A 25,631-nucleotide genomic window follows, 5' to 3' on the forward strand; every position below is an offset into this window, starting at 1 on the left:
GGGTTTCTGTTTCATTTAAGAGTGTACGATGCCAGAACCACTTACCGGCACGGAACTGGTTTTGACGGCAAAATATTCGATAAGATTTACCGCTTCTGCCTGATCTTCGACGTAGTACTGGGCGGCCGACTTTTTGTTGCCGACCTTTACCGTTATTGCTTCGGCCGGCAGTTCAAGAAACATGTCTTCATCGGTCGCGTCGTCGCCGATCGCGAAAATAAAATCCGGCTGATAGCTTTTGACGATCTCTAAGGAGGCTTTTCCTTTGTTCAGTTCGCTATTTTTCACTTCGATTACCTTGTCGCCCATCAGCAGCTGCAGGCCGTGGTGTGGAATAAGATACCGAAGGCTGTCGACCAGCTCCTGCGAGCGCAGCTGGCCGAGTCCGGTCTGTGCTTTACGGTAATGCCACGCCAGGGAGTACGTTTTTTCCTCGACGATTGCGCCGGCAGTCCGGTTGGCGAACTTGTTCATGATGTGTTTGACCGGTATTTTCCATCGGGTCGAAAGGTGGTTCTTACTTCTCCATGTAAAGTCTGGATAGTTGCTCCAGGCGCCATGTTCGGCCACGAGGAAGTAGTCCTTTCGTCCGAACCAACGGTCGAGCGTTTCGTGCGGACGTCCGCTGATGATGACGATCTGGTTTGCAGGGTCGGCCTGCAGCATTTCCAGCGTACGATATAACGAGTCGGTGGGGGATGCGGAATCGGCATCTTTATGGAAGCCGATAAGGGTGCCGTCGTAGTCGAGGAAGAATATCCTCTTTTTTGCTGCACGGTACCGTTCGAGGATAGCGTTCTTCACCTCCGACCGCACGCGCCGTGCCATCTCCTGCCGTTGCAGCAGTTTTATTTCGCGGAGGCGGTTAAAGAATATTTTTACCCAGTGCCGCACGTTAAACTTGCGGACAATGTCGATACTGTCGCGCATCCGCCGTTGTTGCTCTTCTGCCGGCATTTCAATTGCCTGTTTTAATGCTTCGCGGATCTGGTCGACGGAATTGGGGTTTACCTGTATTGCTTCAAGGAGTTCTTTGGAAGCTCCTGCAAGCTCGCTCAGCACAAGCACACCGTCGCTTTCCTCTTTACTTGCCACATATTCTTTGCAGACGAGGTTCATGCCGTCGCGGATGGATGTGACCAAACAGACATCTGCCGCAACATACAAGGCAGATAATTCCTCTACGGGGTACGAGTTGTAAAAATAGGCGATGGGAATCCATTCGTTGATCCCATAGACCGCGTTGATATGTCCTACTTGTCGGTCTATCTCGTCGCGTAGCGCCTTATATTGGGGCACCGTATCGCGCGAAGGGACGACAAGCATGTAGAGGATGACCTGTTCACGAAGCTCGGGGTATTCTTTCAGCAAACTTTCGTAGGCCTCCAGCCGCTCTATAATCCCTTTGCTGTAGTCCAGGCGGTCGATACATAAAATAAATTTGCGGTTTTTATAGAAATCGCGTATTTGGGTTGCCCGTTCGCGTATTGCGGTGCTACGCGCCAGCCCGCTGAATTTTTCGAAATCGATACCCATGGGGTAGACCTCGGCAAATACGCTGCGCCCGCCCACATGCAGGCAATTGTTATGGATAGGTAAACCCAGAATATGGGTGCAGGCATTTAAGAAGTGCTGGGTGTCGTTGTAGGTATGAAAGGCGATGAGGTCGGCCCCTAACAGCCCCTTGATGAGCTCATCGCGCCAAGGGATGCTCCTAAAGACCTCGTCGGGTGGAAATGGGATGTGCTGGAAATACCCGATGGCGATGGTGTCGTTCGACTGCCGGATGAGTTCAGGAAGCAGCATCAGTTGGTAGTCGTGAATCCACACTTCGTCTTTTTCGTCGATGTGCTGTTGCTGGACGACCGAGGCAAACTTCTGGTTTACGGATTTATACGTCAGCCAGTTTTCTGTATTGTAAACGGCATAGGAGAGGCGGTAGTGGAATATCGGCCAAAGCACCTCATTAGAGAAACCCTCGTAGTATCCCTGTAATTCTTCTTCGGTGAGAAACACAGGAATGAGGTTAAGATCGGCGAGCTTTTCGCGTACGAGCGTCTCTTCTTCTTCGTTTTCGGGAACAAAACCGGGCCATCCTACCCATATATTGCCTTCTTGCTGATAGATGGAGCCAAGGCCAGTAGCTAGTCCTCCTTCGCTGGGAATAAAGTGCAACTCGTGGTCGCGGCGTTCGATTCGGACAGGTAATCGATTGGAAATAATTATAGTTCTGTTATTACGCATACGTTTTGAAAAATACAACCATAAGCAGCGGTTTAGGCGGCGCTGCTTTCGTTAATAGGTATTAACAGAACAAGCCAATTGAACAAAAGTTTGGATTTTGTTCAATTGGCGATGTTTGGGCGAGGGCCTAAAAACGGTTTAACGCGCCGATACCCTCGGGGAAAGCGCCCTCTGCGTTATCGAGGGCGTGTATGGTGCCGCCGTTCTTGTATGTTAGCCACGCAATTTTGTTGATGATGTCGCCGTGGCCGTTCGGGTCAGGCGTCAGCGTCCGGTCTTCGATCGACACTGTTCCCGGCAGACGCTTCCCTTTAGCGACGAAGAGGCGTTCAATACGACCGTCCATCGCGTGGACGGCAATGTCCGCGAGGACGTCGGAGGCAAGCTGCTCGCTTTTGCCTATGTTGTAACGATTGAGATGCCGCTCAATCACGACCTGCCGCATGTTTTCCATAATATCCAGGGCGCGTTGATGGAGCTCTGTTGTGTCGATGCCGTCAGCATTTAATGCTATGCCTTCGCGCACGAGGCATTCGTTTTTGCTGAGCGAGTGGAATAGACTGATGTTTTCAGGCAGTGCCGCAAGTATTAGCGGTATTTTGCGTCCGCGGCTAAATTGACTGTCTATTTCGCGATCGATGATTCGGAAAAAGCGTGTGTTATCTGTTTCTTTTTCATCGGTGATTTCCATATATCCGTGTATGGCTGTCGCTCCGCCCGTGGCCCCGTGTATATGGTTTTCGGTAAGATGGCTTCCCAAGGCCTGTTCCATCGTGGTTGGGATGCGGTCTTCCAACGGAATTTCCTCAAAGTGGCAGAGGTTGCCTTCGAAGAGCCTTACGCGGTTTTTTCCTAACGCTAACACATGAAAATCGGTATTGCTGCCGGCGAATGCCAACAGGGGAACAATATAGAAGCAGTCGTCCAGATAAAATGCTGCGGGATATTGGTCAGGCAGCAATACGGTCTCAAATAGGCCGGGCGATGAAAATATGGCGAGTGTTCCCGCTTTTCCTCTGGCGAAGTTTTTGTCGTTCAGGAGCCGTTCCACGGGTTCGAGCAACGTCTCCACTGCAGGGATTTCTGATGGATCAACTTGGGTCCGGATATCCTTTATTAGGTTTTTCAGAGAGAGAATGTCGAGCGGACTCTCGGAAAGATTTTTGTGTACCGGTAGATAGATGCTTAGGGAAGGAGAAGGGTCCTGTGATACCAGGCTGTTCAATAGTGTTGCATCAAGTGTTTTCATAAGACGTTCTTATTAAAATCTACAATCTGTTTTATTGAGAACATCTGGGAGTGGGGAAGGTTTCGAAAAGAGGTATTTGACCGGCGGTATTAGGGTAAATACGGGAATTGGCGTACACGCGTCAGCGCGCCCAGGTTGTAATTAGGTATCGGCGCGATGCGCAGTGGCGGGCGTCACGTTGCCGTACTTAAGGTATACCCACGCATGCCCACGCAGAAGAGCTTTCTTACTTTTCGGTCGAACTTCTTTTGTTGACGCTTCAGGCTGTGTTGCGATGTCTTTCGCTTATGGAGTTTGTCTTTGTGTTTTCTTTTCATTGTATCATATGTATACAGCAAGAACAAAAGAGGCCACTTTCCGTTGTGGAGAAATGTGCTGAAATATTTTGAATTATACGCGGGGCCGGAACTGTCTTTTTGTTGTTTTGCAGGTTGTTAATACGACAATGGTTTCGGTAAATACGTGAAAAGGCGCCCCTGGTGAACAAAAGCTGTCGGGTATCGTTCAGTTACTGAATTGTCATTTCGATATTCTTTAGAATTCGATAGAATGGAAAACTTAAATAAATCAATATGAAAAAGATCAGCTTTTTTGCAGTAATGTTAGGTTTGGCAGGCGCCTTGACAGCCTGCGGAGGCAACCGCGATAGCAATTCGGACTCGATGGGCGAGACACCCGATACAATCAACGATTATATGGATGGTGAGACTGGAGCTGCTCCTATGGATACTATCCGTCGCGACAGTACAGATACACTTGGACAGCCTACCCCTACACCGCCAATGAATTAATTACTGTACGAAACTTTTATTCTCTCTCTACAAATAAATAGGTGGTGGCGCTTGCCACCGCCTATTTTAGTTGTTGTCGTTTTCAATTAAGCCCTGTACAAGTTTTTTCCATTGCGGATACGAGAAACCCAATTTGGCACTCAGCCCGATGATGGCATTCCGTATGGTGTCGGATATATTTTCATTCTGGAGATTGATTTGCTCGTTTCTTCCGAAATAGCTCACGGCGAGTACGTCGCCTTTGACTTCCGCCTGGAAGGTCGAACTGGCGTACTGGTGGAAGAAGTGTGCAACTTCGTTGGTGTCGTCCTGTGGTGGGGGAGATGGACTCACTGTAAACTGGACAAACCCTTCGGTTGGCTGATCAGTCATATGTGTAATGGCCACCCAGTCGTATCCATGTCCTCTGGGGCTGCCCGGACCCGGAATATCGATCTGTATATAATGACCGATTTGTGGCTTCCCTTCGACGGGTGCGCCCTTATGGTCGACGAGCTGAAACTGTGCTGACGGAGCTCCGGCATATTCGTGCCACCGATTGATATCCAGCAAGCGCTCCCTGGTCCGCGAGAAGGCGGTAAAGGCCTCTGCGGCGCTGGGAAAGCGTTTATCCTCAAAGATGTCCAGTTGTTTACCTTGGACCTGTGGCGGTATATAATTTTTTTCCATAGTGTTGTTTTTTTGTTTAGTAATAGAATGCAGAACCGGCGGAAAGGTTCGTCGGTGGAATGCGGATGGGGTGCAAAAACTGTCGGAACGACAGCAAAATCCCGGAAGTGCATCACGGCGAGGAGCAAGGCAACTGGCAATTGAATGCAGCGGGCTTCTGAATGCCTTGAAAGATGGCTACGGATGAACAACCTCCATGGACACTGTTAATCGGCCTGTTTTGTGATAGCCTTCGGGGTCAACTTCGTTACTGAACCTTGCAATAACGGTAACGTTAGGCTTTTTGGATAACCACGTAAGGAATTTGTCAGAAAAAAAGGCAACTAAATCGGCGGTGTCGCTGTTCAATGGTTGGCTGAGTGAGTTAGAGACAGCAGTTGCCCGTGTGGCGTGCACGCTTATAGGGGCATTAGAGGCGGATCCGGGGAGGGAATAGATTGCTGAAGCCTCCGCCTTTGGGGGCACATCCGTAGAGATGTGTGACTGCATGTGAGCGGAATATACAACGTGAATAATTATTGATACATAAAAATAAGGAGAATTATGACAATCGAAAAACAAGGAAATCCAAAAGAGATGTATCCCGTGCCTCCTTTTCCAAAACAGGATCAGCAACCGCCGGGTGTGAGTTCGAAAATGGATCCGGTGCCGGACCATGGCGAGAAAACGTACCGGGGTAATAGCCGTCTGCAGGGAAAGGTCGCTATCATAACGGGAGGTGATTCAGGTATCGGAAAGGCTACAGCTATAGCGATGGCCCGCGAAGGGTCCGATATCGTTATTTCCTATAAGGACGCTGTCGAAGATGAAGACGCTGAAGATACAAAAAAGTGGATTGAGGAGGCCGGTCGGCAGGCGTTGTTGATACGGGGCGATATACGGGATGAGCAGCTGTGCCGGAGAATAGTGGAGGAAACGGTGGAACGGTTCGGAAAAATTGATATTCTGGTGAACAATGCCGCCTATCAGATGACATATGAGGATATAACGGAGATTACCGCGGAGGAATGGAACAAGACGTTTGAGACGAATATGAGTGCTATGTTTTATTTTGTAAAGCATGCCAAGCCTCATATGCCTCCGGGGTCGTCTATCATCAATACCACTTCGGTCAATGCCTATAACCCTAATCCGTCGCTTTTGCCCTATGCGGCGACGAAGGGCGCTATACAGAACTTTACCGCCAGTTTAGCACAATCGTTTCTGGAAGATGGTTCCGGCATACGAGTTAATGCTGTTGCGCCCGGCCCGGTATGGACGCCGCTGATTCCGTCGACTATTCCGGAGCACGAACGATTTGGCGAAAATACGCCTATGGGACGCCCAGGGCAGCCTGTAGAGATGGCGCCCGTTTATGTTTTTTTAGCTTCTGACGAGGCCTCTTACGTGTCTGGTGCTACGATTCCAGCGACGGGAGGAAGGGCAACCATTTAAGCGAGCTAACATAGAATAGAAATAGAGCGCCTATACTTTTCTGATGCACCGTGTTGGTGCATCAGTGCTTGATGGAGGTCGTTGATGTGTATTAGAGAAGGACAGAAGGGTGATGCCTCCCCGTAACGGCGACGTACCTTGTGCTGGACATCACGGCCGTTGTGGGGGAGGCACGGATAGCTTATGCTATAAAACGGTCGGCTGTCAAGAGGCATCCCGCAGCGTCTTGATGTGGTTGTGTGCCATGTACTGCTGCTCTGCCTGCTGCCTGATGATGTTAGCCAGCGATGTTGGGACCTCATCGAGCTCTCTGATGGCTTCTTCGTAAGTCCTTTTAAATGCATCCTCGCCACGTTCACAGCTTTCCAATATGCTACGGCGGTCATGGCCGCTGATGGATCCTTTGATGTCCATCCAGAGGCGGAACAATTTTCCTGTTGTCCGGGTGGAGGTTGTGGGCGTTTCCCCTTCCTCTGTCAGAAATGGTGTAAGCTGGCTTACGAAGGTCTGCGTCTGCGACCGGTACTGAACGAATACCTGTCGCAGATCATCGTCGCCATACTCACTTAAGAGTTCAATCGCTTTCGTGTACCCGGCTATCCGATCGTTGTTTATTTCGATCAGGTCCTGCAATAATTCTTTGTAATCTTCCATGATCTTAAGCTTTATAAAAGAACTGCCGAAATCCGAAATCGTTGTGATTTCTTTGTAAAAGATTAACGTGTGGAGGGTAGGAGCATGTCCATAATCGCGGATGTTTACGGGGCAACACGATGTGCGGACGACGTATAATCGTGCCATCTGCCATGGTCCTATAAAGGAAGAGGGCTTGAATGTTTCAAGCCCTCTTGCGATTACTTTTGATCTTTTTTGTATCCAATCGTTGCCTCTTTTGTGTTTCTTTAAACGAAAGATGCCTTTCATCTTTCGACGATCAAAAGTATCGGTATCTTCTGTGGCCTTTTGCGGCCTTTCAACCTTTTCTACTATCTGAACAAGGCAACAGCGGAATGGTTTACTTTTTTTAATTTTTTTTGCGATAAGCGCCGAGCTTTTTTTTGAGTATTCGTCGGGCGACGTGTATCCTCGTCTTCACCGTTCCTTCCGGAATCTGCAGCTGTTCGGCAATTTCGTGGTATTTGAAACCGTCGAGGAACATGGTGAGTGCTCTGTAGTTATCTTCCGGGAGCTCGCGTATGGCGGATTGAATATCATGAAGTACAAATTTTGATTCGCCGCGGTTATAAGTGAGCTGTTCGAAATGGTTGCCCGACATCAGTTCCGCCTCCATGGTCCGGTATTTGCCGATCTTTCGGTATTTGTTGATGTACACGTTGCGCATGATGACAAATAGCCACGCCACGAGTTTCGGATGGTGAATGAACCGTTCCAGGGACGATAGCGAGCGTATGAAGGTTTCCTGTACCAGCTCTTCAATCTCGTAAGGGTTTTTGGTAAACTTGGTTGCTACGCGTTTAAGTAATGACTGGTTTTGTTCGATGGTTAAGTTCAATTGTTTAGTATTCATGTTTATCGTCGGTTTGTTAATGCGGAAATACGGCTACAAAAGTGATGCAAAAACCGGTGGCCGCCGGAAGTCGAGAGGAGGCGTGAGGAATGCACCCGAAAAATACGTTTTGCGGTAGGAAAAATACTTCGTGTCTTTATTATGTTTATAATCAGATTTTTATGTGTATTTTGTGTCGAACGCCGGTAATAAGGAAACAACGTGGCTGTCTGTTTCTTCCACGTATTTCGCCTTAAAAATCCCGCGTTTGCCGCAATAGCAGGATGGCAGCGGTGGAACAGCGTGCTGTCGGGCGGATAATACGATGCGTTGCAGCGCCCTTTTTCCGCTAACATTTATACGTGACAATAAACTAGTATTTATACGGGTGTCGAATACTTGATTTACGTATTTTTTACCGAGTTCTGGGTTTGATTTTTGATATTTGAGGATAGCGTTATTACCGCGACCATCTGAAACGAGTTATAAATCAGTAGCTGTCTAACGTAGAGAGTAAGTAATGAACACAGAAAATAAGAACCCAATGCTTATGTCCTTATCGCCTTTACTTCCGGATGAATCCGCAGGTAACCATGGAAATGGTCTGCGTTTCTTCTACGAGGCTTTCCACGACGGACCTTTTGGTTATCTGTTTATGGATGAAGAGGCCAGAACATTTCAACATAATGATAAAGTACGCGAGCTGTTGTGCGTGGAGGATGCTCCGCTAAACGGCCGTGTAATTTTCGACTTTTTGTTAGAAGAGGAGAGAGACCGCGTCAAAGAGTTTTTGGACAGCGGAAAGGAGACCTTCGGTGAACCTCTTCGACTGGTTAAAGTAAAATGTAAAAAGCAGATCTTCCGTTTAGTTACTATTTATCTCAAACGCATTTTCCATGCGGAGCGTCAGGAAAACGTCTATGTCTTATTGTTTTTGAAAAACGATTTCAATCCGACCAGCGCTTCAAAAGAGGAAAACGAGGTTTATTATAAAACGATTATAGAAACGCAGGAGGCGGAGAGAGAGTTCATTGGCGTGACATTGCATGAAAGTATTGCCCAGGAGCTGTACGCCATTCGGATCAGTTTACAGCGGTTTCTGCTGGAGCACGGTCATGAGGAGGAGATTATGCCGATCAAGAAGATGCTGAACGACACCATATACAATGTGCGTAACATATCAAATGATCTGGTGCCTACGGTATTGCGCGACATGGGCTTTTTCCAGGCTATGGATGATATGATTTTTAGGCTCAGAAGGGCGGGGATAAGTTTTAAGACAAGTATTGATAGGCGTATTACAGAGGTTTGCAGGGAGCTGCAGTTTTGTAGCTACCGGGTGATACAGGAACTTTTCAACAACTGTCTGAAGCATGCAAGAGCTAAGGAGATCTCTTTACGTCTGCGTATAACGGGAAAGGAACTGACCATTATCGTGGAAGACGACGGTCAGGGTTTTGGCAGAGATATGGAAGATTCTTTGCGGCTCGGGACGGGCCTTCGGAATATCAGAAATAGGATAGCGCTGTATGCCGGCACTATGGATCTTTCGAGTTCACCAAAAGGAAGTAGAATACAAATTAAACTATACACTAATTAGGATATATATGATAAAGATTATTCTAGCTGAAGATCATCTTGTCGTTCGTAACGGAATAAAATTGCTGATTGACTCACAGGACAACTTGACGGTCGTCGGTGAGGCGAACAATGGTATCGAGGTTATGGAGTTGTTGGAAAAGGGTACCGAGGCAGATATCGTGCTGACCGACATCAGTATGGCCGGCATGGATGGCATTCAGCTGGTGGAGCGGCTACAGCAGTTGTATCCCGGGATTAAGGTTATCATGCTCTCGATGCTTAACAGCAGCCAGCACGTCTTTCAGGCATTCGAAAAGGGAGCGAAGGGCTACCTGGTTAAGAATGTAGGTTACGATGAGCTGTTGTTTGCCATTGAGCATGTTGAGAAGGGTGGGCGCTATCTATGTGAAGAGATTGCCATGATGCTGCTGGATAAGCTCCATGATGTCCCTTCTTCTAGTACCAATGTCGAACAGCTGATGGCCGATCTGGATATTTCGGACCGGGAACTTGAAGTACTGCAGTTGATTAGTGAAGGGTATACCAATGTGGAAATAGCAGACAAGCTCTTTCTAAGTAAACGCACCGTGGAAGGGCACCGCCAGAATCTGATTGATAAAACGGGGGTAAAGAATTCTGCTGCGTTAATTAAGCTGGCCGTCAAGAACGGACTTATTAAATAGACTTTATCTACCTCTACCTATGAAAGCGTTCGGTATACCTGAACGCTTTTTTGTTGTATGGATGTGGATGGAATTTTAGTGTGAATTCATGGCACGGCATTAGTTCAGACTATTTCTTTCTATTTAAGAACTTAATCGTTATGCCAATCTGGCCTAGATGATAGAGATCGTGATGGATCAGTCCTTCCACCAATTGTTTAAAGCTATAGCCGTCATTGGATATTCTTTCTAGGAACGTATCCTCCTGTTCCTTCAATATATTGACTAGCATATCTGTGCTCTTATAGAATTCGGATCTTAGGCGTCGCCAGCCAATTTCTCTTAATTGTTCGTTCGTTTTCCAGCTTTCCGAGCTGTCAGCGGATAAATCGCCCGCTGAATTCTGTATTTTACGGATGCTTTCAAGTCGCCAAACTAAGATGTGGGAGATCAGTTCGGCGACGCTATGTAACTCGGGCAAGGGTCTTTCAAAGACTTGATTCTCGTCTAGATCGGCGGTTTTCTTCCTAAAGTTTTCATCTAGCCAGCGCTCGCCTTGTTGTAGGTCAAGGAACTGTTCTATGATGTTCGTAATCAATTTGTTGTCCTGCATTGGTATACGTATTTGTTTAGCAGCTCGGCTTGGACGCTTTAAATTACGTAGCCTAAAGTAGCTCCTTTTCCTCAAAGGTAATAACTTCAGATTAAAGTGGCATATTGGTTCAGCCGCCTGTTCCCCGGCTTGTCCCTGAACCTCCTTCGGATCGAACCCTGCCGGGCCCTTCGGTTCGAATCTTGACCGCTGTAAACCAAAAAATCCCTCATCTTTCGATAAGGGATTTTTCTGCGGAGAGTGAGGGATTGGTTCAGCCGCCTGTTCCCCCGGCTTGTCCCTGAACCTCCTTCGGATCGAACCCCGCCGGGCCCTTCGGTTCGAATCCTGACCGCTGTAAACCAAAAAATCCCTCATCTTTCGATAAGGGATTTTTCTGCGGAGAGTGAGGGATTCGAACCCCCGAACCTGTGACAGTTAACGGTTTTCAAGACCGCCGCATTCGACCACTCTGCCAACTCTCCGCGACAAAAGTAGAAATTCTGACCTTTTCTGCAAAACTTATTTTTGCTTTGCCCTTTTAGTCCTTGAAAATGAGAGAAATTATTTTCGTTTTCTTTTGTGCCTGCATTATGGTAAAATCAACTCTTTTACATGCTTTTTGATATTAGAAGAGATCTTATCTATCGGAAGGTCGTCCGTATCCGTGCCGAACGGTTCTTCGATAGACTCGCCGATGAGCTCCAGGGAGGCCAGCACGTAAAAGATAAATGGCACGGCGGCGATAACAAAATATCCCATGGAAAAGACATAGCCTACCGGCAAAGTAACTGAATAGATGATGATGAACTTCTTTATAAATGAGCTATAACTCAACGGTATAGGGGTGTTTTTTATCCGTTCGCACGCACCACATACATTGGTTAGGTTCTGCAATTCGTCGTTGATAATGATGAACTGTTCGCCGGAAAGTTGTCCGTTCTTATAAAGATTGTTGGTTTTCTTAAAAATAAGCGACGCTATCTGGTTCGGACCGTGCTTCTTCTCGTCAAGATCTGCCAGTTCGGGATGTTCTTTTTCGTCTAACATGAATTTTGTATAGTCGGAACGTAGAAAATTAAAAAGAGTATCTGCATATAAAGGCAGGGCCTTCCTATAAAAATTTCGCGATACTTTGTCATCGGCGTCCAGGAAGCTATTCAGTTTGTAGGCCAAGGTCCGCGATATATTCGTGAGTGTTCCCCATTGCTTCCGCGCTTCCCACCAACGGTCGTAGGCGGTATTTGTGCGAAAGACCAGCAAAAGGGAAAGGACGAACCCCAGCAGGCTGTGCACAATCGTGATATTCTTTATCCAGCTTTTCTCCGAGAGCTTTAAATATTCCAGCTCCCAGTAGGCAATAGCCCACGAATATAGGGCCATAATCAGAATAAAGGGTAGGAGCCTACGGAAGGTATCTGTACGGTGAAAAAACATGGTGGAAGTAAACCACTCCTTTGAATTGTATACGAGCATTGCTAGGTTTTTATTTAATATTGTCTATGAATAATATTTCTGCTATTTTCACCGCAATATGGCAAAAAACAAGCGGGCCGTCAAGAGAAAGACGCAAAAGGGAGACATAGAGCGGAGGCGTCTTTTGGCGTTGAGCATTTTAATTCCGGTGCTGTTGGTGTTGTTGATCGGTCTTGTCGTCACGAGGACAGATCTTCCTTACGCGGTTAAGCGATGGATATATGGTGAACAGCCTGTCGAGCAGTATAGTGCGAATGAGCATGACCGACGGAATCTGGAACTGATGGGAAAGTTTGATGAGTACGTTTATGGTATAGACATCTCGCAATATCAAGGGCGGATACGGTGGATTGAGGTTAATACCATCCACGATCAGGTTGCCGTAGATTTCGTCTTTATCCGCGCAACAATGGGCGAGAGGGCGAAGGACAAACGTTATGCCGAAAACTGGGAAGCGGCCGCTAGCCGCGCGAAGCTCCGCGGCGCATACCATTATTTCCGTCCGAACGAAAACTCCATACGACAAGCTGCGAATTTTATCCGGACCGTGCGGCTGAAGCCCGGAGATCTGCCACCTGTCTTAGATATCGAGGAGCGGCCGAAGAAGCAACCTATGGATTCGCTCAAGGTGGGCCTGCGGCGGTGGTTGGAGGCTGTAGAGAACCACTACGGAATCCGGCCGATTCTGTATTCGGGAGATAGCTACTTTACCGATTTTCTGGAAAAGGAGTTCTCCGATTACGTTTTATGGATCGCCAACTACAATTTCTGGGTAGACAAGCCGAAGAAACACTGGGATTTCTGGCAATTTACAGAACACGGCTATGTCCGCGGTATAGAGGGAAACGTAGATGTGAATATGTTCAAAGGAAGTATTGAGGAGCTCGAGGGGCTAGCAGTTCCTTATGATGCATCCCCAAACTATTCTCCCTAAATAGTGTTATCTTTACCGTATGGCAACTTTTAACGATATTATCAATCAGCACCCGTTGGTGCTTGTGGACTTTTCCGCCACATGGTGTGGCCCTTGTCAGATGTTGGGGCCAATATTGAAAGACCTGAAAGACCATTATGGCGACGCCATATCGATTGTCAAAATTGATGTGGACAAAAACAACGACCTGGCAGCCCGCTATCGCGTGCAGGGCGTGCCCACTATGATTCTGTACCGAAATGGTGAGCAGGTCTGGAGGCAGAGCGGAGTATTGCCGCTGCAACAGTTAACCGAGGTCGTCGACGCTTATGTCTGAGGGGAGGCTGTTTGTCAATCTTCATTTTCGCCGGCACCGTTCGTGGGAGCCGGTAGTTTCGTTAGCAGCACCTTGTCGATACGATGGCCGTCCATGTCGATGACCTCCAATCTATAGTTTTTAAAGTTGATGGCTTCGCCTTCTTCGGGAACGTGATCTAAGGTCAGGAAGACAAGTCCCCCAAGGGTCGTGACATTGCCCAGGTCTTCTTCTTCGTCTTCATTCAGGTAAATCTGAAAATATTCGAGAAAGTCGCTGAGCTGTGTACGGCCGTCAATGATATGTGAACCATCTTCCCGTTTGCGGATTTGGGGCTCCGACTGGTCTTCCCCGTTTTCAATATCGCCGAACAGCGTTTTCACAATGTCTTTTATCGACACGATGCCCTGGGGGATACCGTATTCGTCGATGACGACCGCCAGCTGTGCCTTTGCGTTTTTGAATACCTTTAAGACGCTGTAGGCATACGTATTTTCGTTGACAAACGGCATCGGCTCGATTAGTTCCTCGAGTTGTATGGGCTGGTCGTCAATGTATTTTTTTAAGAAGGTTTTGACATGTATAACACCTCGTACGCGATCAAAGCTGCCATCGATAACAGGCAGTTCGGTGTGTTCTGACCGACGGATAATGACCTTGTTGTCCTCGAAGCTGTTCTGAAGATCCAGGCAGTCGATGTTGGATCGGTGTACCATGAGGTTAATCGCACGTTTATCGCCCAGCACCAGGAGACGGTCGACGAAATCGTGCTCGAAATTTTCGATGACGCCGCTATCCACACCTTCATCCACCAGCGCTTTTATTTCTTCTTCGGTCACCGTATTCTTGGATACCTTTATGTTCAGCAGCCGGACGAGGAGGTCGGTGGAGACGCTCAGCAACCAGACGAACGGCCTCACAATACGGCTTAACAGCTGCATCGGCGCTGCAATCAATGAAGCGTAGCGCTCAGGGATGGCCATACCGATACGTTTTGGTACCAGCTCGCCTACCACCAGAGAGAGGTATGTAATGACCAACACTACCAGGATGATGGAAAGCTGTTGGCTGTAGGGTGCTAAAAAGGGGATGCTGCCGAAGCTTTCGGCAAGGTAGGATGAGATACTGCCTCCACTGAAGAAACCGGTAAGAATACCGATCAGTGTAATACCGATCTGGACGGTAGACAAGAACCGGTTCGGATTTTCTTTCAACGACAGTGCAATTTTAGCCGATTTGTTATTTTTTTCTGCTGCAGCTTGTAGACGGGCCTTCCTGCTGGAAACAATAGCGATTTCAGAAGCCGAAAGCACTCCATTTAGTATAATTAAGGTAAGGATGATTAAAATCTCCGTGAGCATATAATGCGTTTAAAACCCTAAAATACAAATTAAATCGTTAGCGGCGATACGGTCTTCGAAAAAAGCGTACTATATCGTCTTTCGAAGGTACTTTACGGGGGGGGCGCTGAAAAAACAACTTCACAAAACATGCAAACGTTTGTTTGCGGTCGGTGTTTTCGTTTTTTAAAATATTTGGTGATATTGCAAAACGAATTGCATAATTATGTGACACTTGAAATTTTATAATGTTTGACTTTAAAAATAGTAGTATTGAGAGATTTGCCGGACGTTTTAACATCGAAGGGAACATCCTGAGTGTGGAACGTTTCGGATCGGGACATATTAATGATACATTTTGCGTAAGGACGGACAAGGTAGGGGGTAAAAGCTATTTATTGCAACGTATCAACAACCATATTTTCACCGATGTGGAGGGGCTGATGGCCAATACAGAGATTGTATTGACCCATCTTAAGCAACGGTTAGCCGATTTGGGGGAAGCAGACATCGAGAGAAAGACACTAACGTTGGTGCCGACACATAGGGGGGAGCTTTATTATGGAAACACGGAGGAGGGGTACTGGCGGATGTTCATTCTATTGGAAGGAACGCGGAGCTATGATATTGTAGAGACGCCGGCTCAGGCTTATTCGGGAGGGCAGGCGTTCGGCAATTTTCAGAAATTGCTGGCTGACCTCGACGCTTCGCGGCTAGTCGAAATTTTGCCGCACTTTCACGATCTGGACTTTAGAATGAGGAATCTGCGTGAGGCTATCGACGCGGACGGCTGCGGCCGTGTTAAGGAGGTTGAGGACGTGCTTGGTTATATTTTCGAGCGCGAGGAAGATATGCGTACGGTTCTGGTCATGGGCTCCCGTGGTGAGCTACCGCTACGTATTACACACAACGACACCAAATTCAACAATGTACTGTTGGATCAGGATGACCGGGTACAGTGCGTCATTGACCTGGACACTGTCATGCCGGGGTATGTCGCTTATGACTTCGGGGATGCTATCCGAACGATAATCAATTCTGCAGCCGAAGACGAGGCCGACCTGTCGAAGATTGGCCTGAACATCCCGCTTTTCCGCGCTTACACGGAGGGTTACATCAGCGCGGCGAAAGATTTTCTTACGGACAGCGAGATTGATTCGCTTATCCATGGTGTATATTTACTGCCTTTTATGCAAGGGGTAAGGTTCTTAACAGACTACATTAACGGAGACAAATATTATAAAACAAACTATCCGACGCACAACCTGGTGAGAACACATGCCCAGCTAAAACTGGTCAGGGAAATGGAGCTTCATCGCCAACACTTAACGTCGATTTTGAAAGAGAGTATTTGCGCATAAATAACTGATAACAAATGGAAATGGACAAACTTTTTGTACCGCGGATTGATATGGATTTAACCGTCTTTGGCTACGCAGCTCTTCAGAAGCAGATGGAGGAATTGCCTTGGCAGCAGCTGTCCCACGCGAATTGGTCGGAACAATTTCCATATAAGCCGGATGTCCGTTTTCAGCTAGCGCACGCTGGCGACGTTCTGTTTGTCCACTACGTGGTGCGCGAGGATTTTATAAAGGCTACATATGTTCGTCCAAACGAAGCGGTATGGGAGGACAGCTGTGTGGAACTGTTTCTTTCTTTTGACGGTCGGAGTACGTATTACAACCTGGAGTTTAACGTGCTGGGAACCGGTTTAATCGGTTACGGGCCGGAAGCAAAGTCCGAACGTGCACGCTTAAGTGCGGAGCAGATAGAGTCGGTGCAGACCGTGACATCGGTGATTAACAGCGGCAAGGAAAAGTGCTGGGCGACGGTATGGTGCGTGCCTGTGGACGTGTTTGTCGAAAGCGGCATCGACACGTTCTCGGGCCGGAAAGCTCATGGAAACTTTTACAAATGCGGCGACAAGCTGCCCGGGCCGCACTTTCTGTCCTGGAGTAGGGTTGATTTTCCGACGCCGAACTTCCACCTGCCGGCTTTTTTTGGTGAACTGATCTTTGCGTGAGGGGTAAGCGGGATTATCGTCAAAACCTGTCTAACATACCGAGCAATCCCGTGAGCCCGCCCGTATGTATGATAAGCACTTTCGCCCCTGGTGCCAACTGTCCTTTTTCCATTAGGTCGTGGATCGCATAAAACAGCTTGCCGGTATAGGTAGGTTCTATCATGACGCCCGTTTGTTGTACATAGCTGCGGACGAACGCGAGCAGTTCGGGCTTCGTCTTCGCGTAACCACCAAAATGATAATCGAGATGAAGCTTTATACGGGCAGTGTCTACGCCTAGGGAAGCTACCTCTTCGAGGATAAACTGCCCGCCTTTGAGAACGGGGACGCCGTGTAGCGAAGTTGGAATACCGAGTTGATTCATGCCCATACATAGGCCGGCCAACGTTGTCCCCGTTCCGGCAGCACAAAAGCAGTGGTCGTAAACGTTGACCAGCTCGTGGACGATTTCCGCGCACCCTTTCGCTCCCGCCGTTCCATATCCGCCTTCCTGGACGAGGTACGCTGTATCGTCCTGTCCGAAGTGGTGATCATATAACCCTCTCTTGTCGACGTAGGATTTCCGATCGACGAATGTTACAGTCATGCCGAAGAGTTTACACATGGACAATACCGGATTTGCGACAGGCTCGCCGCGAACAAAGGCGTGGGTACGAAAGCCAAATCTCGCACCGGCGCATGCTGTGGCAAGGAGATGATTGGACCACGGGCCTCCATATGTCACTAACACCTCTTTTTTTAGGCTGGAAGCTTCTTCAAGGGTATATTTCAGTTTCCGCCATTTGTTGCCTGAAATATAGGGATGTATGAGGTCATCGCGCTTTAAAAAGACACGGACGTTGTACTTTTCGTACAGGGGAAGCCTGATTTCTTCCTCAGGACTATAAAAATCAAAATTCAGCATATTACTTGTTTCAAAGTTAGCAGATTTTGCAGGATTTCGATACTTTTGCGAGATGGTAGACGACTTAGATTTTCAAGAGCAGGAGGAACGGGAGCTTTTTGAGCACTTTAGGATAGAAGCGCCTAAAGGACAGGCTTTATTGCGGATAGATAAGTTCTTGATGAACAGGGTGGAAAATACGTCCAGAAACCGGATTCAGAATGCAATCGACGCGGAGACGGTACTGGTCAACGGAAAAGTCGTGAAGGCCAGTTATAAGATAAAGCCGTTTGACGTTGTCACGATGGTCTTACCCGATCCGCCCCGGGACACAGAAGTTTATCCGGAAGATATTCCTTTATCGATCGTCTATGAAGATGACGATCTACTTCTGGTAAATAAGGAAGCCGGTATGGTGGTGCATCCCGGCTACAACAATTATACAGGGACGCTTGTAAATGCACTTACCTATCATCTTCATCAGCTGCCGACAATGCCTGGAAATACGGGGCGGCCGGGACTGGTGCACCGTATCGATAAAGACACTTCGGGATTATTGGTCATTGCGAAAAACGAACGGACAATGACGTCGTTGGCGAAGCAGTTTTTCGACCATACAATAAATAGGAAATATGTGGCGTTAGTGTGGGGAGATTTATCTGAAAACGGAACAGTTTCGGGATACATTGGAAGAAATGCCAAAGACCGTCGTATTATGGAGATGTACGACGATCCGGAAAAAGGGAAATGGTCGGTGACGCATTATCGTGTGTTGGAACGGTTAGGGTATGTTACACTTATAGAATGTGAATTGGAGACGGGGCGTACGCACCAGATCCGTGCACACATGAAGTCGATCGGGCACCCCCTTTTTTCAGACGAGTCCTACGGGGGGAATAAAATCCTGAAAGGGACCGTCTTCAACAAGTATAAGCAGTTCGTACAAAACTGTTTTGAGCTATTGCCGCGACAGGCGCTTCATGCGAAGTCCCTGGGCTTCATTCATCCGCGGACAAAGCAACAGATGTATTTCGAGGTGCCTTTGCCGCAGGACTTTCAACTGGCGCTGGAAAAGTGGAGGTCGTATTCGGCAACCGTAAACCAGCAGTCTTAATTAGAACTTTATGTCATTACAATTTATAAATTTTGATGGGCAGATTATTGCCGAAGACCAGCATATTGCTACGATAGACAACAGGGCGCTACGCTATGGAGATGGGCTCTTTGAAACGATGTTGTGGAAGGATGGCGATATACGTTTTCTCGACTTCCACGTTGAACGGCTGCAAGGGGGAATGCAACTGCTCCAGTTTGATGAATACACCAAGTTTGACACGTTTTTTATCCGTTCGAAGACGGAAGAACTGATCCGGAAAAACAACATGATCGGACAGGTTGTCCGTGTGCGGCTTATTGTCTACCGGGCGGGAGGCGGGCTATATGCTCCTGATACGAATAGACCGGTTTACTGCCTCCAGGTTTCCCGGCTTCCTGCATCACTGCGGGACAAGAAGCTGGGACTTATTGTTGATCTGTATACGGATCTTAAAAAGCCATACAGCGGGCTGTCCCACCTGAAGTCTAACAATGCCCTAATTTATGTTATGGCGGGCCTTTATAAGAAGAAGTTTGCTTATGATGAGGTTTTCCTGCTGAATCAGGAAGGCCATCTCTGTGAAGCGTTAACATCGAACATTTTCGTCTATTACGACAAGACGCTCTACACGCCGGCCCTGACAGAGGGGTGCGTACAGGGAGTCATGCGCAGGGTGGTTATGGATATGGCCGCCCATGAAGGTATACCTGTTGTAGAGGCGCAGATCAGTCCGGAGATTATGAAGCAGGCGGACGAGATATTCTGTACGAATGCGGTACATGGCGTCCAATGGGTTATGGGCTTCAAGCAGAAGCGATACTTCAATAAAATCTCCCGCATTCTGCAGGACAAGTTGCAGTCTTGGAACTACGACGAGGAGTAGAGTGTATCAGGGGGAAATACTATGCAAGCGGAGATACAAACGGATAGGCATTTTTTAAGAAAGTGCCTATCCGTTTTTTGTTACTTCGCTTTCTGACGCTGTACAACTAAATAGCTGATGTATAAAAGTATAAGCCAGATTGGGATGAGTTCGACCGAAATTTTCAAGCCGGTAAACCACATCATGATTAATACCCCCAGAAGGAAAATCAGGCATATGTAATTGCTGAACGGAAATAACAGCGTCGGAAATTTTGATACGGCACCTTGCCCATTAATCTTCTTTTTGAAGAACATGTGTGTGAGGCTTATCATAATCCAATTGATCACCAGTGAGGAAACGACGAGGCTCATTAAGACTTCAAGCGCCTTATCTGGAATGATCTTGTTGATCACAATACATAGTGCGACTAGTCCAGCCGATACGAGAATGGCATTGATCGGTGAGTGGTTCTTGTTTAATTTCGTAAGAAAGCGCGGGGCGTTACCCTGTTCTGCCAATCCGTAGAGCATGCGGGAGTTGCTGTATACACAGCTGTTATAGACCGATAGTGCTGCCGTCAGTACAATCAGATTGAGTGCATTTGCTATTATATTGGTGAAGTAGTAGGTCGTGCCGAAAAGTTGGAACTGCATACCCTTTAGGCTTGCAAACACTTCTACAAACGGGCTTGTTTCCGGGGTAATCTGCCGCCAGGGCATGAGCGAAAATAAGATGATTAACGAACCGATATAAAAGATCAGAATGCGCCAAAGAACTTGATTTGTAGCCTTGGGGATGTTTCTCTCTGGGTTTTCCGCTTCAGCGGCAGTAATACCGACCAGCTCCAGGCCGCCGAAAGAAAACATAATCATAACCAGTGCCGCAAGGAGCCCTTGGTACGCGCCGTTTTCCATGGTAAGCCATCCTTTGGAGAAGAAGCCGCCGTCGTTCGTCAAATTGTTTATTGATGCCTGCTCGCCGGCGTTGCCGCTAAGTAGAAGGTAGGTGCCAAACAATATCATGGCGATAATGGCAACAACCTTGATGATGGAAAACCAAAATTCCGTTTCTCCGTAAACCTTGACCGAGGCGAGATTTAGGACGTTAATCATGACGAAGAAAAACAGACTGGACACCCACAACGGGATTTCAGGCCACCAGAACTGTACGTAATGACCGATTGCCGTCAGCTCGGCCATGCTGACCAAAAGGTATAAAACCCAGTAGTTCCAGCCTGAGGCATATCCGGCGAACGTGCCCCAATAGCGGTTGGCAAAGTAGCTGAAGCTTCCGGATACAGGTTCGTGTACAACCATCTCGCCGAGCTGCCGCATGATGAAGAAGGCGATGATTCCGGCGATGGCATACCCCAGGATGACAGAGGGGCCGGCGAGGACGGCGGCCTGTCCGATACCTAGAAATAGTCCGGTACCGATGGCGCCACCCAGTGCGATAAGCTGTATATGTCTGTTGCTCAGTCCTCGTTTTAGCTTTTTGTTTTCTGTAGAATTTGTTTCCAAGACGTTGTGTATGATTAGTTTGTTATTTTACAGCCTCGATATTCTGTCATTTTACACGACAAACTCCCATCGGTTGGGCAGTTGTGTGCACCATTCGCGACAGAAGCCAAGGAGCTGAAGTTTGGGCGTCCACCGCCAGCTTTTGATGGTTACCTATTCTCTGTCGCATGGAAAGAAAAAGAAAAGCGTGGTCGGTCTGTACGTGTTCATGCAGTAAAAATAATAAAACCGATGTATTATCCGTGGTTTTGTACAAAAAAGAGTGTGGAGTGTCGTTGTTTGAGTTTGTAAATTGGCAGATGGCTGATAGCAGATAGCAGATGGCTAATGGCTATAAGCCGTAAAGTTGTTGATTCGTAAAGATGTAAAGCCCGAACTCCTATGGTGATCATCCTTAGCCCTCTAACTCCATCTAACTTTCTCACTTCTCACTACTCAAATCTAACTACTAATATTTGAGTTCTCACATCTTTATAGCCCCTTAACCCAAGGCGGGGATTTTACTTGGAAGGACCCAAGTAAACAAGGTCCTCCGGCCGCGGTTCTTGATGCTACCGTGCCTTATCATAGCCTAAACCGTTCCAAACTCACTTCGTTCAGACAACGAGCGGTTCTTCATGGCTATTATGGCGGCCCGCTGACGCAGTCGAACCGATGCCTGTCTTTTCCCCCGCACAGGGCTGCCTTGACATAGGGTAGCGGTGAAGTCGTAAAGTGAGAGGCTGATAGCAGATGGCAGATGGCAAGTGGCTATAAGCCGTAAAGTTGTTGATTCGTAAAGATGTAAAGGCCCGAGCTCCTAGGATGAACCGAAAACTACTTCATCCCTAGTGAAGCGAAGCTGGAAGGGAACGGCTAATGGCAGATCGCTGATGGCTATAAGCCGTAAAGTTTTGATTTGTAAAGTCGTGAAGTCGTATACTCATAAGCAACGATTGACCCCACAGGGGGCATATCCCGATACAAAACCGTGCATCAATTGCACGACCCCGACAGGGTCGAATAAAAGCGTAAAAAGCGTTATTGCGAGGAGGAGGGACGACGATGAAGCAATCTAACCTTCTGACTTCATCTAACTCTTCTCACTTCTCCGTACTAGCTCCTCCTTCCATTGTCTATCCTTCGACAGGCTGGATGACAATGTCAGGCTGAGCACTTCGGCAGGCTCAGTACAGGCTCTGTCGAAGTCCTCGTACGACGAAGCAATCTCATGGCCTAATGGCAGATAGCTGCTGGCTAAAGGCGTAAAGTTGTTGATTCGTAAGGTCGTGAAGAGGTAAAGCTGTGAAGAATACCGCGTAGTTAAACGGGTGATATTTCTCACTTCCCACTTCCCGGCAATCTTATTTAATGTTTAACGCTATCCTGCAGGGCGGAAGGTGTGCCGCAGCTACATCCTTTTGAACATCCTCCTGCCTTACTTTTACCAGGCAGGAGAAGTTTTGCCAAATAATATAGAGCTGCGATAAAAATAGCGGCAATGATAATATATTGAATTGTTACCTCCATCGTTGTCTTATTTAATAAGTTGATACGCTATGAACGCCACTACGTAGGCCATACCGGTCATCATACCGGTCTGGATTAGCGTCCATTTCCAGGATCCTGTTTCTCTTTTCATGATGGCAATGGTACTCATGCACTGCATGGCGAAGGCGTAAAACAGTAATAGCGAGATGCCTGACGCCAGATTATAAGCGGGCTGTCCGGTATTTCTATTGATTTCGGACTTCATCTTGCCGAGGAGTGTCGTCTTCTGGTCTTCATCCTCGATATCTACATCTTCTCCGAGGCTGTAGACGGTCGCCATTGTGGCGACAAACACTTCCCGCGCCGCAAACGAAGAGACCAGTCCGATCCCCATTTTCCAGTCGTATCCGAGCGGTTTCACGAGTGGTTCGATCCCCATTCCGATGTAGCCGAGGAAGGAGTGTTCGAGCTGGAAGGAAGCCACTTCCTCCTCCAGTTCTTCTTCGGACAGACCCGGATTCGCTTCCATAACGTATTGATCTGCGTTACTGAACTTATCGTTTGGCCCAAAGCTTCCGAGCACCCATAATATCACAGCCATAGCGAGGATAATTTTTCCTGCGCCGAAGAGGAAGCCCGAAGTTTTGTCCCACACGTTTGTCCCCACGTTCCGCCAGTCCGGTGTCTTGTAGGAAGGCAGCTCGAAAATCAGGAAAGATTTGTGCTGGCTTTTCACTATTTTGCTCAAAACCCACGCTGAAAGCAGTGCTGCCAACACCCCGAGTATATAGAGTACGTTCAGTACGATCCCTTGTAAGCCAAATCCTAAAAAGGTGTCGTCCGGTATTACGAGGGCAATCAGGACAATGTATATAGGAAGCCGTGCGGCGCAGGTCATAAAAGGTGTGACCAGCATCGTAACCAGCCGCTCCTTCGTGTTTTCTATGTTACGGGCAGCCATAATCGCGGGGACGGCACAGCCTACGCCAGACATAAGTGGAATAACAGACTTTCCATTCAGTCCATAAGGACGCAACCATCGGTCCATCAGGAACACGACCCTGCTCATGTAACCTGTTTCTTCCATTAGCGATATGAGCAGGAACAAGATGGCGATTTGCGGGACGAAGATGATGATCCCTCCGATGCCGGCCATTATTCCCTGGGTGATCAGATTGGATATAGGCCCTTCTGGAAGTATGGATGCTGTATAATCGATAAGGGCTGAAAAATGTTCATCGATCCAGTCCATTATCGGAGCGGAAAGCGTGAATACCAACTGAAATGTCACGAACAATATGGCGAAGAAAATCGCATAGCCCCAGAAGGGATGTAGCAGCAGCCTGTCGATCCGGTTGGTTTTTGTAAGATGCCTATTTTCGGCAAGGAAGACAATCTCTTTAATGTCTTTTTCGATGTTTGTATTTCTTTCGATAGCTTCAGCCTGTTGAAGTTCGTTAGGGCGGAGGCTATACTTTTCGCGTATGGCTCTTATTTTCTGGCGATCTTCATCGCGCAAAAATGAAACATGGTTCTGCGCCAGGAACTGCCATGTCTGGTATTCGGTGTTAAGCGGGAAAGCTCTTTTTGCCTCTTCGAGCGCCTCGGTGTACTTTTCGTCCACTTTAAATTTACCTAAAAAGTGTCCGGGACGTTCGTCAAATGCTTCTATCACTTTCTGGATACCCCTGCCGTTGCGGGCGTCTGTCGTAAGCACCCTGGTCTGCAGGTAGCCTTCCAGCTTGGCGTAATCGATTTCCAGCCCTTTTTCATTGACCTCATCTATCATGTTAATGACGAATAGGGCAGGAACTCCAAGTTCGCGTGCCTGCTGGTAGAGGACAACGGAACGTTTTATGTTGTTAGGTTCAGAGACCACGATGACGAGATCGGGATGCACCGGATTATGTTTATCGGCGAGTGCATTGTAAACGATTTCTTCATCGAGGGAGGTCGGATATAAGGTGTAAGTACCCGGAAGGTCGATTATTCTGTAGTTTCTCCCATTGGCCTTCACACTGCCTTCTCTTTTTTCTACAGTGATGCCGGGATAGTTTCCTACGTGTTGGTGTAGTTTGGTAATTCGATTAAATAAGGATGTCTTACCCACGTTGGGGTTTCCCAACAGGGCTATAATAGGGTCTCTCATGTTATCTTTCTACTAAAATGTGTGTGGCTTCGGATCTGCGGATAGCGATTAATACATTTGAGTTATGTATGTGCAGCCCTATCGGGCCGTTAAACGGGGCCTTGTGTTTTACCTCCACGACTGTTCCGGGCAACAACCCCATTTCAAAAAATTTAGATGGAAGTTCCCGTGCATTAAGCTCGGATATGGTGGCTTTTTCACCAATTTTCAATACATGAAGACAGAAACTTTTTTGCATTTTATATGTTAAAAATAGTATATAAATATATATTCGTATCGAATAATACGCGCTGTGCAGCCAAAGATAACCAATTTAGATTGATTCTACGGTTTAAAGTTGTCACACTTTTGTTTTAAAATTAAAAACACGAATGAAGATAGAGGAGGAATTACAAGTTAGAAAATTTTCGAGCGATTGGCAGCGTGCTACGGTGAATATTCTCTTTACGGCGAGCTGGCTGGGACTGATATTGGAGAAGCGGGCGTCAAAAAAGGGAATAACGTTACAGCAGTTTAACGTGCTCCGCATTTTAAGGGGGCAATTGCCGCGGCCGTCTACAAACAACCTCGTACGCTCGCGGATGATCGGCAATACGCCGGATATTTCGCGGCTTATCGACCGGATTGTTACGAAAGGGTTAGTGTCGCGGACGAAAAACAAAGATGACAAACGGGCGGTAGACCTTTTTATTACGCAAAAGGGCCTCGACCTTTTACAGTCTATCGAAGATGATATGATGCTAGCTGACCTATTACCTAAACATATATCGGCTAAAGAAGCTGCGCTGTTAAGCGAGCTCCTGGACAAGCTGCGTGGCGAGGAGCTCGTCGAGAAACAGACCTATTAAGAT

26 protein-coding genes and 1 tRNA gene are annotated in these 25,631 nt (G+C 47.5%); 11 read left to right on the forward strand and 16 right to left on the reverse strand.

Features of this window, described 5'->3' with window-relative positions:
* Positions 1 to 15 precede the first annotated feature (15 nt).
* From BC792_RS12210 to BC792_RS18365, 3 genes are all read right to left on the reverse strand, one after another.
* Positions 16 to 2,244: a bifunctional alpha,alpha-trehalose-phosphate synthase (UDP-forming)/trehalose-phosphatase gene (locus BC792_RS12210; protein ID WP_148909298.1), complete on the reverse strand. Its 2,229-nt coding sequence runs from the start codon at positions 2,242 to 2,244 to the stop codon at positions 16 to 18.
* Positions 2,245 to 2,371: 127 nt separating this feature from the next.
* Positions 2,372 to 3,493, reverse strand: a complete 1,122-nt coding sequence (locus BC792_RS12215) for a baeRF3 domain-containing protein (RefSeq protein WP_148909299.1) — start codon at positions 3,491 to 3,493, stop codon at positions 2,372 to 2,374.
* Between the two features lie 173 nt (positions 3,494 to 3,666).
* Positions 3,667 to 3,810: a hypothetical protein gene (locus BC792_RS18365; protein ID WP_170250023.1), complete on the reverse strand. Its 144-nt coding sequence runs from the start codon at positions 3,808 to 3,810 to the stop codon at positions 3,667 to 3,669.
* A gap of 255 nt (positions 3,811 to 4,065) precedes the next feature.
* On the opposite strand from BC792_RS18365, the gene BC792_RS12220 reads away from it, so the two are divergent.
* Positions 4,066 to 4,284, forward strand: a complete 219-nt coding sequence (locus BC792_RS12220; protein WP_148909300.1) for a hypothetical protein — start codon at positions 4,066 to 4,068, stop codon at positions 4,282 to 4,284.
* Between the two features lie 66 nt (positions 4,285 to 4,350).
* On the opposite strand, the gene BC792_RS12225 is transcribed toward BC792_RS12220, so the two are convergent.
* Positions 4,351 to 4,953 (reverse strand): hypothetical protein, encoded by a 603-nt coding sequence (locus BC792_RS12225; RefSeq protein WP_148909301.1) that lies wholly within the window; start codon positions 4,951 to 4,953, stop codon positions 4,351 to 4,353.
* Between the two features lie 177 nt (positions 4,954 to 5,130).
* A complete protein-coding gene (locus BC792_RS12230; RefSeq protein ID WP_148909302.1) occupies positions 5,131 to 5,442 on the reverse strand; it encodes a hypothetical protein in 312 nt (103 codons plus the stop codon).
* 54 nt (positions 5,443 to 5,496) lie between these two features.
* Here BC792_RS12230 and BC792_RS12235 point away from each other — a divergent pair, with 54 nt between their 5' ends.
* Positions 5,497 to 6,387 carry an SDR family oxidoreductase gene (locus tag BC792_RS12235; protein ID WP_246155025.1) on the forward strand — a complete coding sequence of 297 codons (891 nt, stop codon included), beginning with the start codon at positions 5,497 to 5,499 and terminating at the stop codon, positions 6,385 to 6,387.
* 204 nt (positions 6,388 to 6,591) lie between these two features.
* Here the strand turns inward: BC792_RS12235 and BC792_RS12240 are convergent, their stop codons facing one another.
* Both BC792_RS12240 and BC792_RS12245 read right to left on the reverse strand, forming a co-directional pair.
* Complete coding sequence (locus BC792_RS12240; RefSeq protein WP_246155027.1) at positions 6,592 to 7,188, reverse strand: ferritin-like domain-containing protein; 597 nt, start codon at positions 7,186 to 7,188, stop codon at positions 6,592 to 6,594.
* A gap of 223 nt (positions 7,189 to 7,411) precedes the next feature.
* Entirely contained in the window at positions 7,412 to 7,915 is a 504-nt protein-coding gene (locus BC792_RS12245; protein ID WP_148909303.1) for an RNA polymerase sigma factor, read from the reverse strand.
* 499 nt (positions 7,916 to 8,414) lie between these two features.
* On the opposite strand from BC792_RS12245, the gene BC792_RS12250 reads away from it, so the two are divergent.
* Together BC792_RS12250 and BC792_RS12255 are read left to right on the forward strand one after the other, a co-directional pair.
* Positions 8,415 to 9,494 (forward strand): sensor histidine kinase, encoded by a 1,080-nt coding sequence (locus BC792_RS12250; protein ID WP_148909304.1) that lies wholly within the window; start codon positions 8,415 to 8,417, stop codon positions 9,492 to 9,494.
* Between the two features lie 7 nt (positions 9,495 to 9,501).
* On the forward strand, positions 9,502 to 10,158 hold the full coding sequence (locus BC792_RS12255) for a response regulator (RefSeq protein WP_246155028.1): 657 nt from the start codon (positions 9,502 to 9,504) through the stop codon (positions 10,156 to 10,158).
* A 109-nt stretch (positions 10,159 to 10,267) separates the two neighbouring features.
* Here the strand turns inward: BC792_RS12255 and BC792_RS18525 are convergent, their stop codons facing one another.
* The 3 genes from BC792_RS18525 to BC792_RS12270 all read right to left on the reverse strand — a co-directional run bounded on the left by BC792_RS18525 (position 10,268) and on the right by BC792_RS12270 (position 12,205).
* Positions 10,268 to 11,107 (reverse strand): DinB family protein, encoded by an 840-nt coding sequence (locus BC792_RS18525; RefSeq protein WP_211357533.1) that lies wholly within the window; start codon positions 11,105 to 11,107, stop codon positions 10,268 to 10,270.
* 22 nt (positions 11,108 to 11,129) lie between these two features.
* Positions 11,130 to 11,214: transfer RNA gene (locus BC792_RS12265), tRNA-Ser, on the reverse strand.
* Between the two features lie 106 nt (positions 11,215 to 11,320).
* Positions 11,321 to 12,205, reverse strand: a complete 885-nt coding sequence (locus BC792_RS12270; protein ID WP_148909305.1) for a bestrophin family protein — start codon at positions 12,203 to 12,205, stop codon at positions 11,321 to 11,323.
* A gap of 58 nt (positions 12,206 to 12,263) precedes the next feature.
* On the opposite strand from BC792_RS12270, the gene BC792_RS12275 reads away from it, so the two are divergent.
* Both BC792_RS12275 and trxA read left to right on the forward strand, forming a co-directional pair.
* Positions 12,264 to 13,139, forward strand: a complete 876-nt coding sequence (locus BC792_RS12275; protein ID WP_148909306.1) for a glycoside hydrolase family 25 protein — start codon at positions 12,264 to 12,266, stop codon at positions 13,137 to 13,139.
* 19 nt (positions 13,140 to 13,158) lie between these two features.
* On the forward strand, positions 13,159 to 13,455 hold the full coding sequence (gene trxA, locus BC792_RS12280) for a thioredoxin (protein WP_148909307.1): 297 nt from the start codon (positions 13,159 to 13,161) through the stop codon (positions 13,453 to 13,455).
* A gap of 14 nt (positions 13,456 to 13,469) precedes the next feature.
* Here trxA and BC792_RS12285 read toward each other — a convergent pair whose 3' ends face one another.
* A complete protein-coding gene (locus BC792_RS12285) occupies positions 13,470 to 14,795 on the reverse strand; it encodes a hemolysin family protein (RefSeq protein ID WP_148909308.1) in 1,326 nt (441 codons plus the stop codon).
* Positions 14,796 to 15,022: 227 nt separating this feature from the next.
* On the opposite strand from BC792_RS12285, the gene BC792_RS12290 reads away from it, so the two are divergent.
* Positions 15,023 to 16,135: a phosphotransferase enzyme family protein gene (locus BC792_RS12290; RefSeq protein ID WP_148909309.1), complete on the forward strand. Its 1,113-nt coding sequence runs from the start codon at positions 15,023 to 15,025 to the stop codon at positions 16,133 to 16,135.
* A gap of 20 nt (positions 16,136 to 16,155) precedes the next feature.
* Entirely contained in the window at positions 16,156 to 16,797 is a 642-nt protein-coding gene (locus tag BC792_RS12295) for a carbohydrate-binding family 9-like protein (protein ID WP_170250024.1), read from the forward strand.
* A 19-nt stretch (positions 16,798 to 16,816) separates the two neighbouring features.
* Here BC792_RS12295 and BC792_RS12300 read toward each other — a convergent pair whose 3' ends face one another.
* A complete protein-coding gene (locus BC792_RS12300; protein WP_148909311.1) occupies positions 16,817 to 17,701 on the reverse strand; it encodes a 1-aminocyclopropane-1-carboxylate deaminase/D-cysteine desulfhydrase in 885 nt (294 codons plus the stop codon).
* Between the two features lie 52 nt (positions 17,702 to 17,753).
* Here BC792_RS12300 and BC792_RS12305 point away from each other — a divergent pair, with 52 nt between their 5' ends.
* Both BC792_RS12305 and BC792_RS12310 read left to right on the forward strand, forming a co-directional pair.
* The gene (locus tag BC792_RS12305; protein ID WP_148909312.1) at positions 17,754 to 18,794 is read left to right on the forward strand and encodes an RluA family pseudouridine synthase; all 1,041 of its coding nucleotides are present in this window, start codon (positions 17,754 to 17,756) and stop codon (positions 18,792 to 18,794) included.
* 10 nt (positions 18,795 to 18,804) lie between these two features.
* The gene (locus BC792_RS12310) at positions 18,805 to 19,659 is read left to right on the forward strand and encodes an aminotransferase class IV (protein ID WP_148909313.1); all 855 of its coding nucleotides are present in this window, start codon (positions 18,805 to 18,807) and stop codon (positions 19,657 to 19,659) included.
* Between the two features lie 80 nt (positions 19,660 to 19,739).
* On the opposite strand, the gene BC792_RS12315 is transcribed toward BC792_RS12310, so the two are convergent.
* The 4 genes from BC792_RS12315 to BC792_RS12330 all read right to left on the reverse strand — a co-directional run bounded on the left by BC792_RS12315 (position 19,740) and on the right by BC792_RS12330 (position 25,018).
* Positions 19,740 to 21,161 (reverse strand): amino acid permease, encoded by a 1,422-nt coding sequence (locus BC792_RS12315; protein ID WP_148909314.1) that lies wholly within the window; start codon positions 21,159 to 21,161, stop codon positions 19,740 to 19,742.
* 1,072 nt (positions 21,162 to 22,233) lie between these two features.
* A complete protein-coding gene (locus tag BC792_RS12320) occupies positions 22,234 to 22,485 on the reverse strand; it encodes a hypothetical protein (protein WP_148909315.1) in 252 nt (83 codons plus the stop codon).
* Positions 22,486 to 22,677: 192 nt separating this feature from the next.
* Positions 22,678 to 24,780: a ferrous iron transport protein B gene (gene feoB / locus BC792_RS12325; RefSeq protein ID WP_148909316.1), complete on the reverse strand. Its 2,103-nt coding sequence runs from the start codon at positions 24,778 to 24,780 to the stop codon at positions 22,678 to 22,680.
* A 1-nt stretch (position 24,781) separates the two neighbouring features.
* The gene (locus tag BC792_RS12330) at positions 24,782 to 25,018 is read right to left on the reverse strand and encodes a FeoA family protein (RefSeq protein ID WP_148909317.1); all 237 of its coding nucleotides are present in this window, start codon (positions 25,016 to 25,018) and stop codon (positions 24,782 to 24,784) included.
* Positions 25,019 to 25,151: 133 nt separating this feature from the next.
* Between BC792_RS12330 and BC792_RS12335 the strand changes: the two genes are divergently transcribed.
* On the forward strand, positions 25,152 to 25,628 hold the full coding sequence (locus tag BC792_RS12335) for a MarR family winged helix-turn-helix transcriptional regulator (RefSeq protein ID WP_148909318.1): 477 nt from the start codon (positions 25,152 to 25,154) through the stop codon (positions 25,626 to 25,628).
* Positions 25,629 to 25,631 lie beyond the last annotated feature (3 nt).

Source organism: Sphingobacterium allocomposti (assembly GCF_008124885.1).
Taxonomy (GTDB): Bacteria; Bacteroidota; Bacteroidia; order Sphingobacteriales; family Sphingobacteriaceae; genus Sphingobacterium; species Sphingobacterium allocomposti.

Bases quoted from the DNA above. Each gene is read 5' to 3' on its own strand.
- BC792_RS12310 (WP_148909313.1), top strand. From the start codon at position 18,805: ATGTCATTACAATTTATAAATTTTGATGGGCAGATTATTGCCGAAGAC.
- BC792_RS18365 (WP_170250023.1), bottom strand. From the start codon at position 3,810: ATGAAAAGAAAACACAAAGACAAACTCCATAAGCGAAAGACATCGCAA.
- BC792_RS12300 (WP_148909311.1), bottom strand. From the start codon at position 17,701: ATGCTGAATTTTGATTTTTATAGTCCTGAGGAAGAAATCAGGCTTCCC.
- trxA (WP_148909307.1), top strand. From the start codon at position 13,159: ATGGCAACTTTTAACGATATTATCAATCAGCACCCGTTGGTGCTTGTG.
- feoB (WP_148909316.1), bottom strand. From the start codon at position 24,780: ATGAGAGACCCTATTATAGCCCTGTTGGGAAACCCCAACGTGGGTAAG.
- BC792_RS12335 (WP_148909318.1), top strand. From the start codon at position 25,152: ATGAAGATAGAGGAGGAATTACAAGTTAGAAAATTTTCGAGCGATTGG.
- BC792_RS12210 (WP_148909298.1), bottom strand. From the start codon at position 2,244: ATGCGTAATAACAGAACTATAATTATTTCCAATCGATTACCTGTCCGA.
- BC792_RS12225 (WP_148909301.1), bottom strand. From the start codon at position 4,953: ATGGAAAAAAATTATATACCGCCACAGGTCCAAGGTAAACAACTGGAC.
- BC792_RS12230 (WP_148909302.1), bottom strand. From the start codon at position 5,442: ATGCAGTCACACATCTCTACGGATGTGCCCCCAAAGGCGGAGGCTTCA.
- BC792_RS12215 (WP_148909299.1), bottom strand. From the start codon at position 3,493: ATGAAAACACTTGATGCAACACTATTGAACAGCCTGGTATCACAGGAC.
- BC792_RS12250 (WP_148909304.1), top strand. From the start codon at position 8,415: ATGAACACAGAAAATAAGAACCCAATGCTTATGTCCTTATCGCCTTTA.
- BC792_RS12270 (WP_148909305.1), bottom strand. From the start codon at position 12,205: ATGCTCGTATACAATTCAAAGGAGTGGTTTACTTCCACCATGTTTTTT.
- BC792_RS12245 (WP_148909303.1), bottom strand. From the start codon at position 7,915: ATGAATACTAAACAATTGAACTTAACCATCGAACAAAACCAGTCATTA.
- BC792_RS12235 (WP_246155025.1), top strand. From the start codon at position 5,497: ATGACAATCGAAAAACAAGGAAATCCAAAAGAGATGTATCCCGTGCCT.
- BC792_RS12305 (WP_148909312.1), top strand. From the start codon at position 17,754: ATGGTAGACGACTTAGATTTTCAAGAGCAGGAGGAACGGGAGCTTTTT.
- BC792_RS12255 (WP_246155028.1), top strand. From the start codon at position 9,502: ATGATAAAGATTATTCTAGCTGAAGATCATCTTGTCGTTCGTAACGGA.
- BC792_RS12330 (WP_148909317.1), bottom strand. From the start codon at position 25,018: ATGCAAAAAAGTTTCTGTCTTCATGTATTGAAAATTGGTGAAAAAGCC.
- BC792_RS12275 (WP_148909306.1), top strand. From the start codon at position 12,264: ATGGCAAAAAACAAGCGGGCCGTCAAGAGAAAGACGCAAAAGGGAGAC.
- BC792_RS18525 (WP_211357533.1), bottom strand. From the start codon at position 11,107: ATGAGGGATTTTTTGGTTTACAGCGGTCAGGATTCGAACCGAAGGGCC.
- BC792_RS12240 (WP_246155027.1), bottom strand. From the start codon at position 7,188: ATGGCACGATTATACGTCGTCCGCACATCGTGTTGCCCCGTAAACATC.
- BC792_RS12220 (WP_148909300.1), top strand. From the start codon at position 4,066: ATGAAAAAGATCAGCTTTTTTGCAGTAATGTTAGGTTTGGCAGGCGCC.
- BC792_RS12290 (WP_148909309.1), top strand. From the start codon at position 15,023: ATGTTTGACTTTAAAAATAGTAGTATTGAGAGATTTGCCGGACGTTTT.
- BC792_RS12295 (WP_170250024.1), top strand. From the start codon at position 16,156: ATGGACAAACTTTTTGTACCGCGGATTGATATGGATTTAACCGTCTTT.
- BC792_RS12285 (WP_148909308.1), bottom strand. From the start codon at position 14,795: ATGCTCACGGAGATTTTAATCATCCTTACCTTAATTATACTAAATGGA.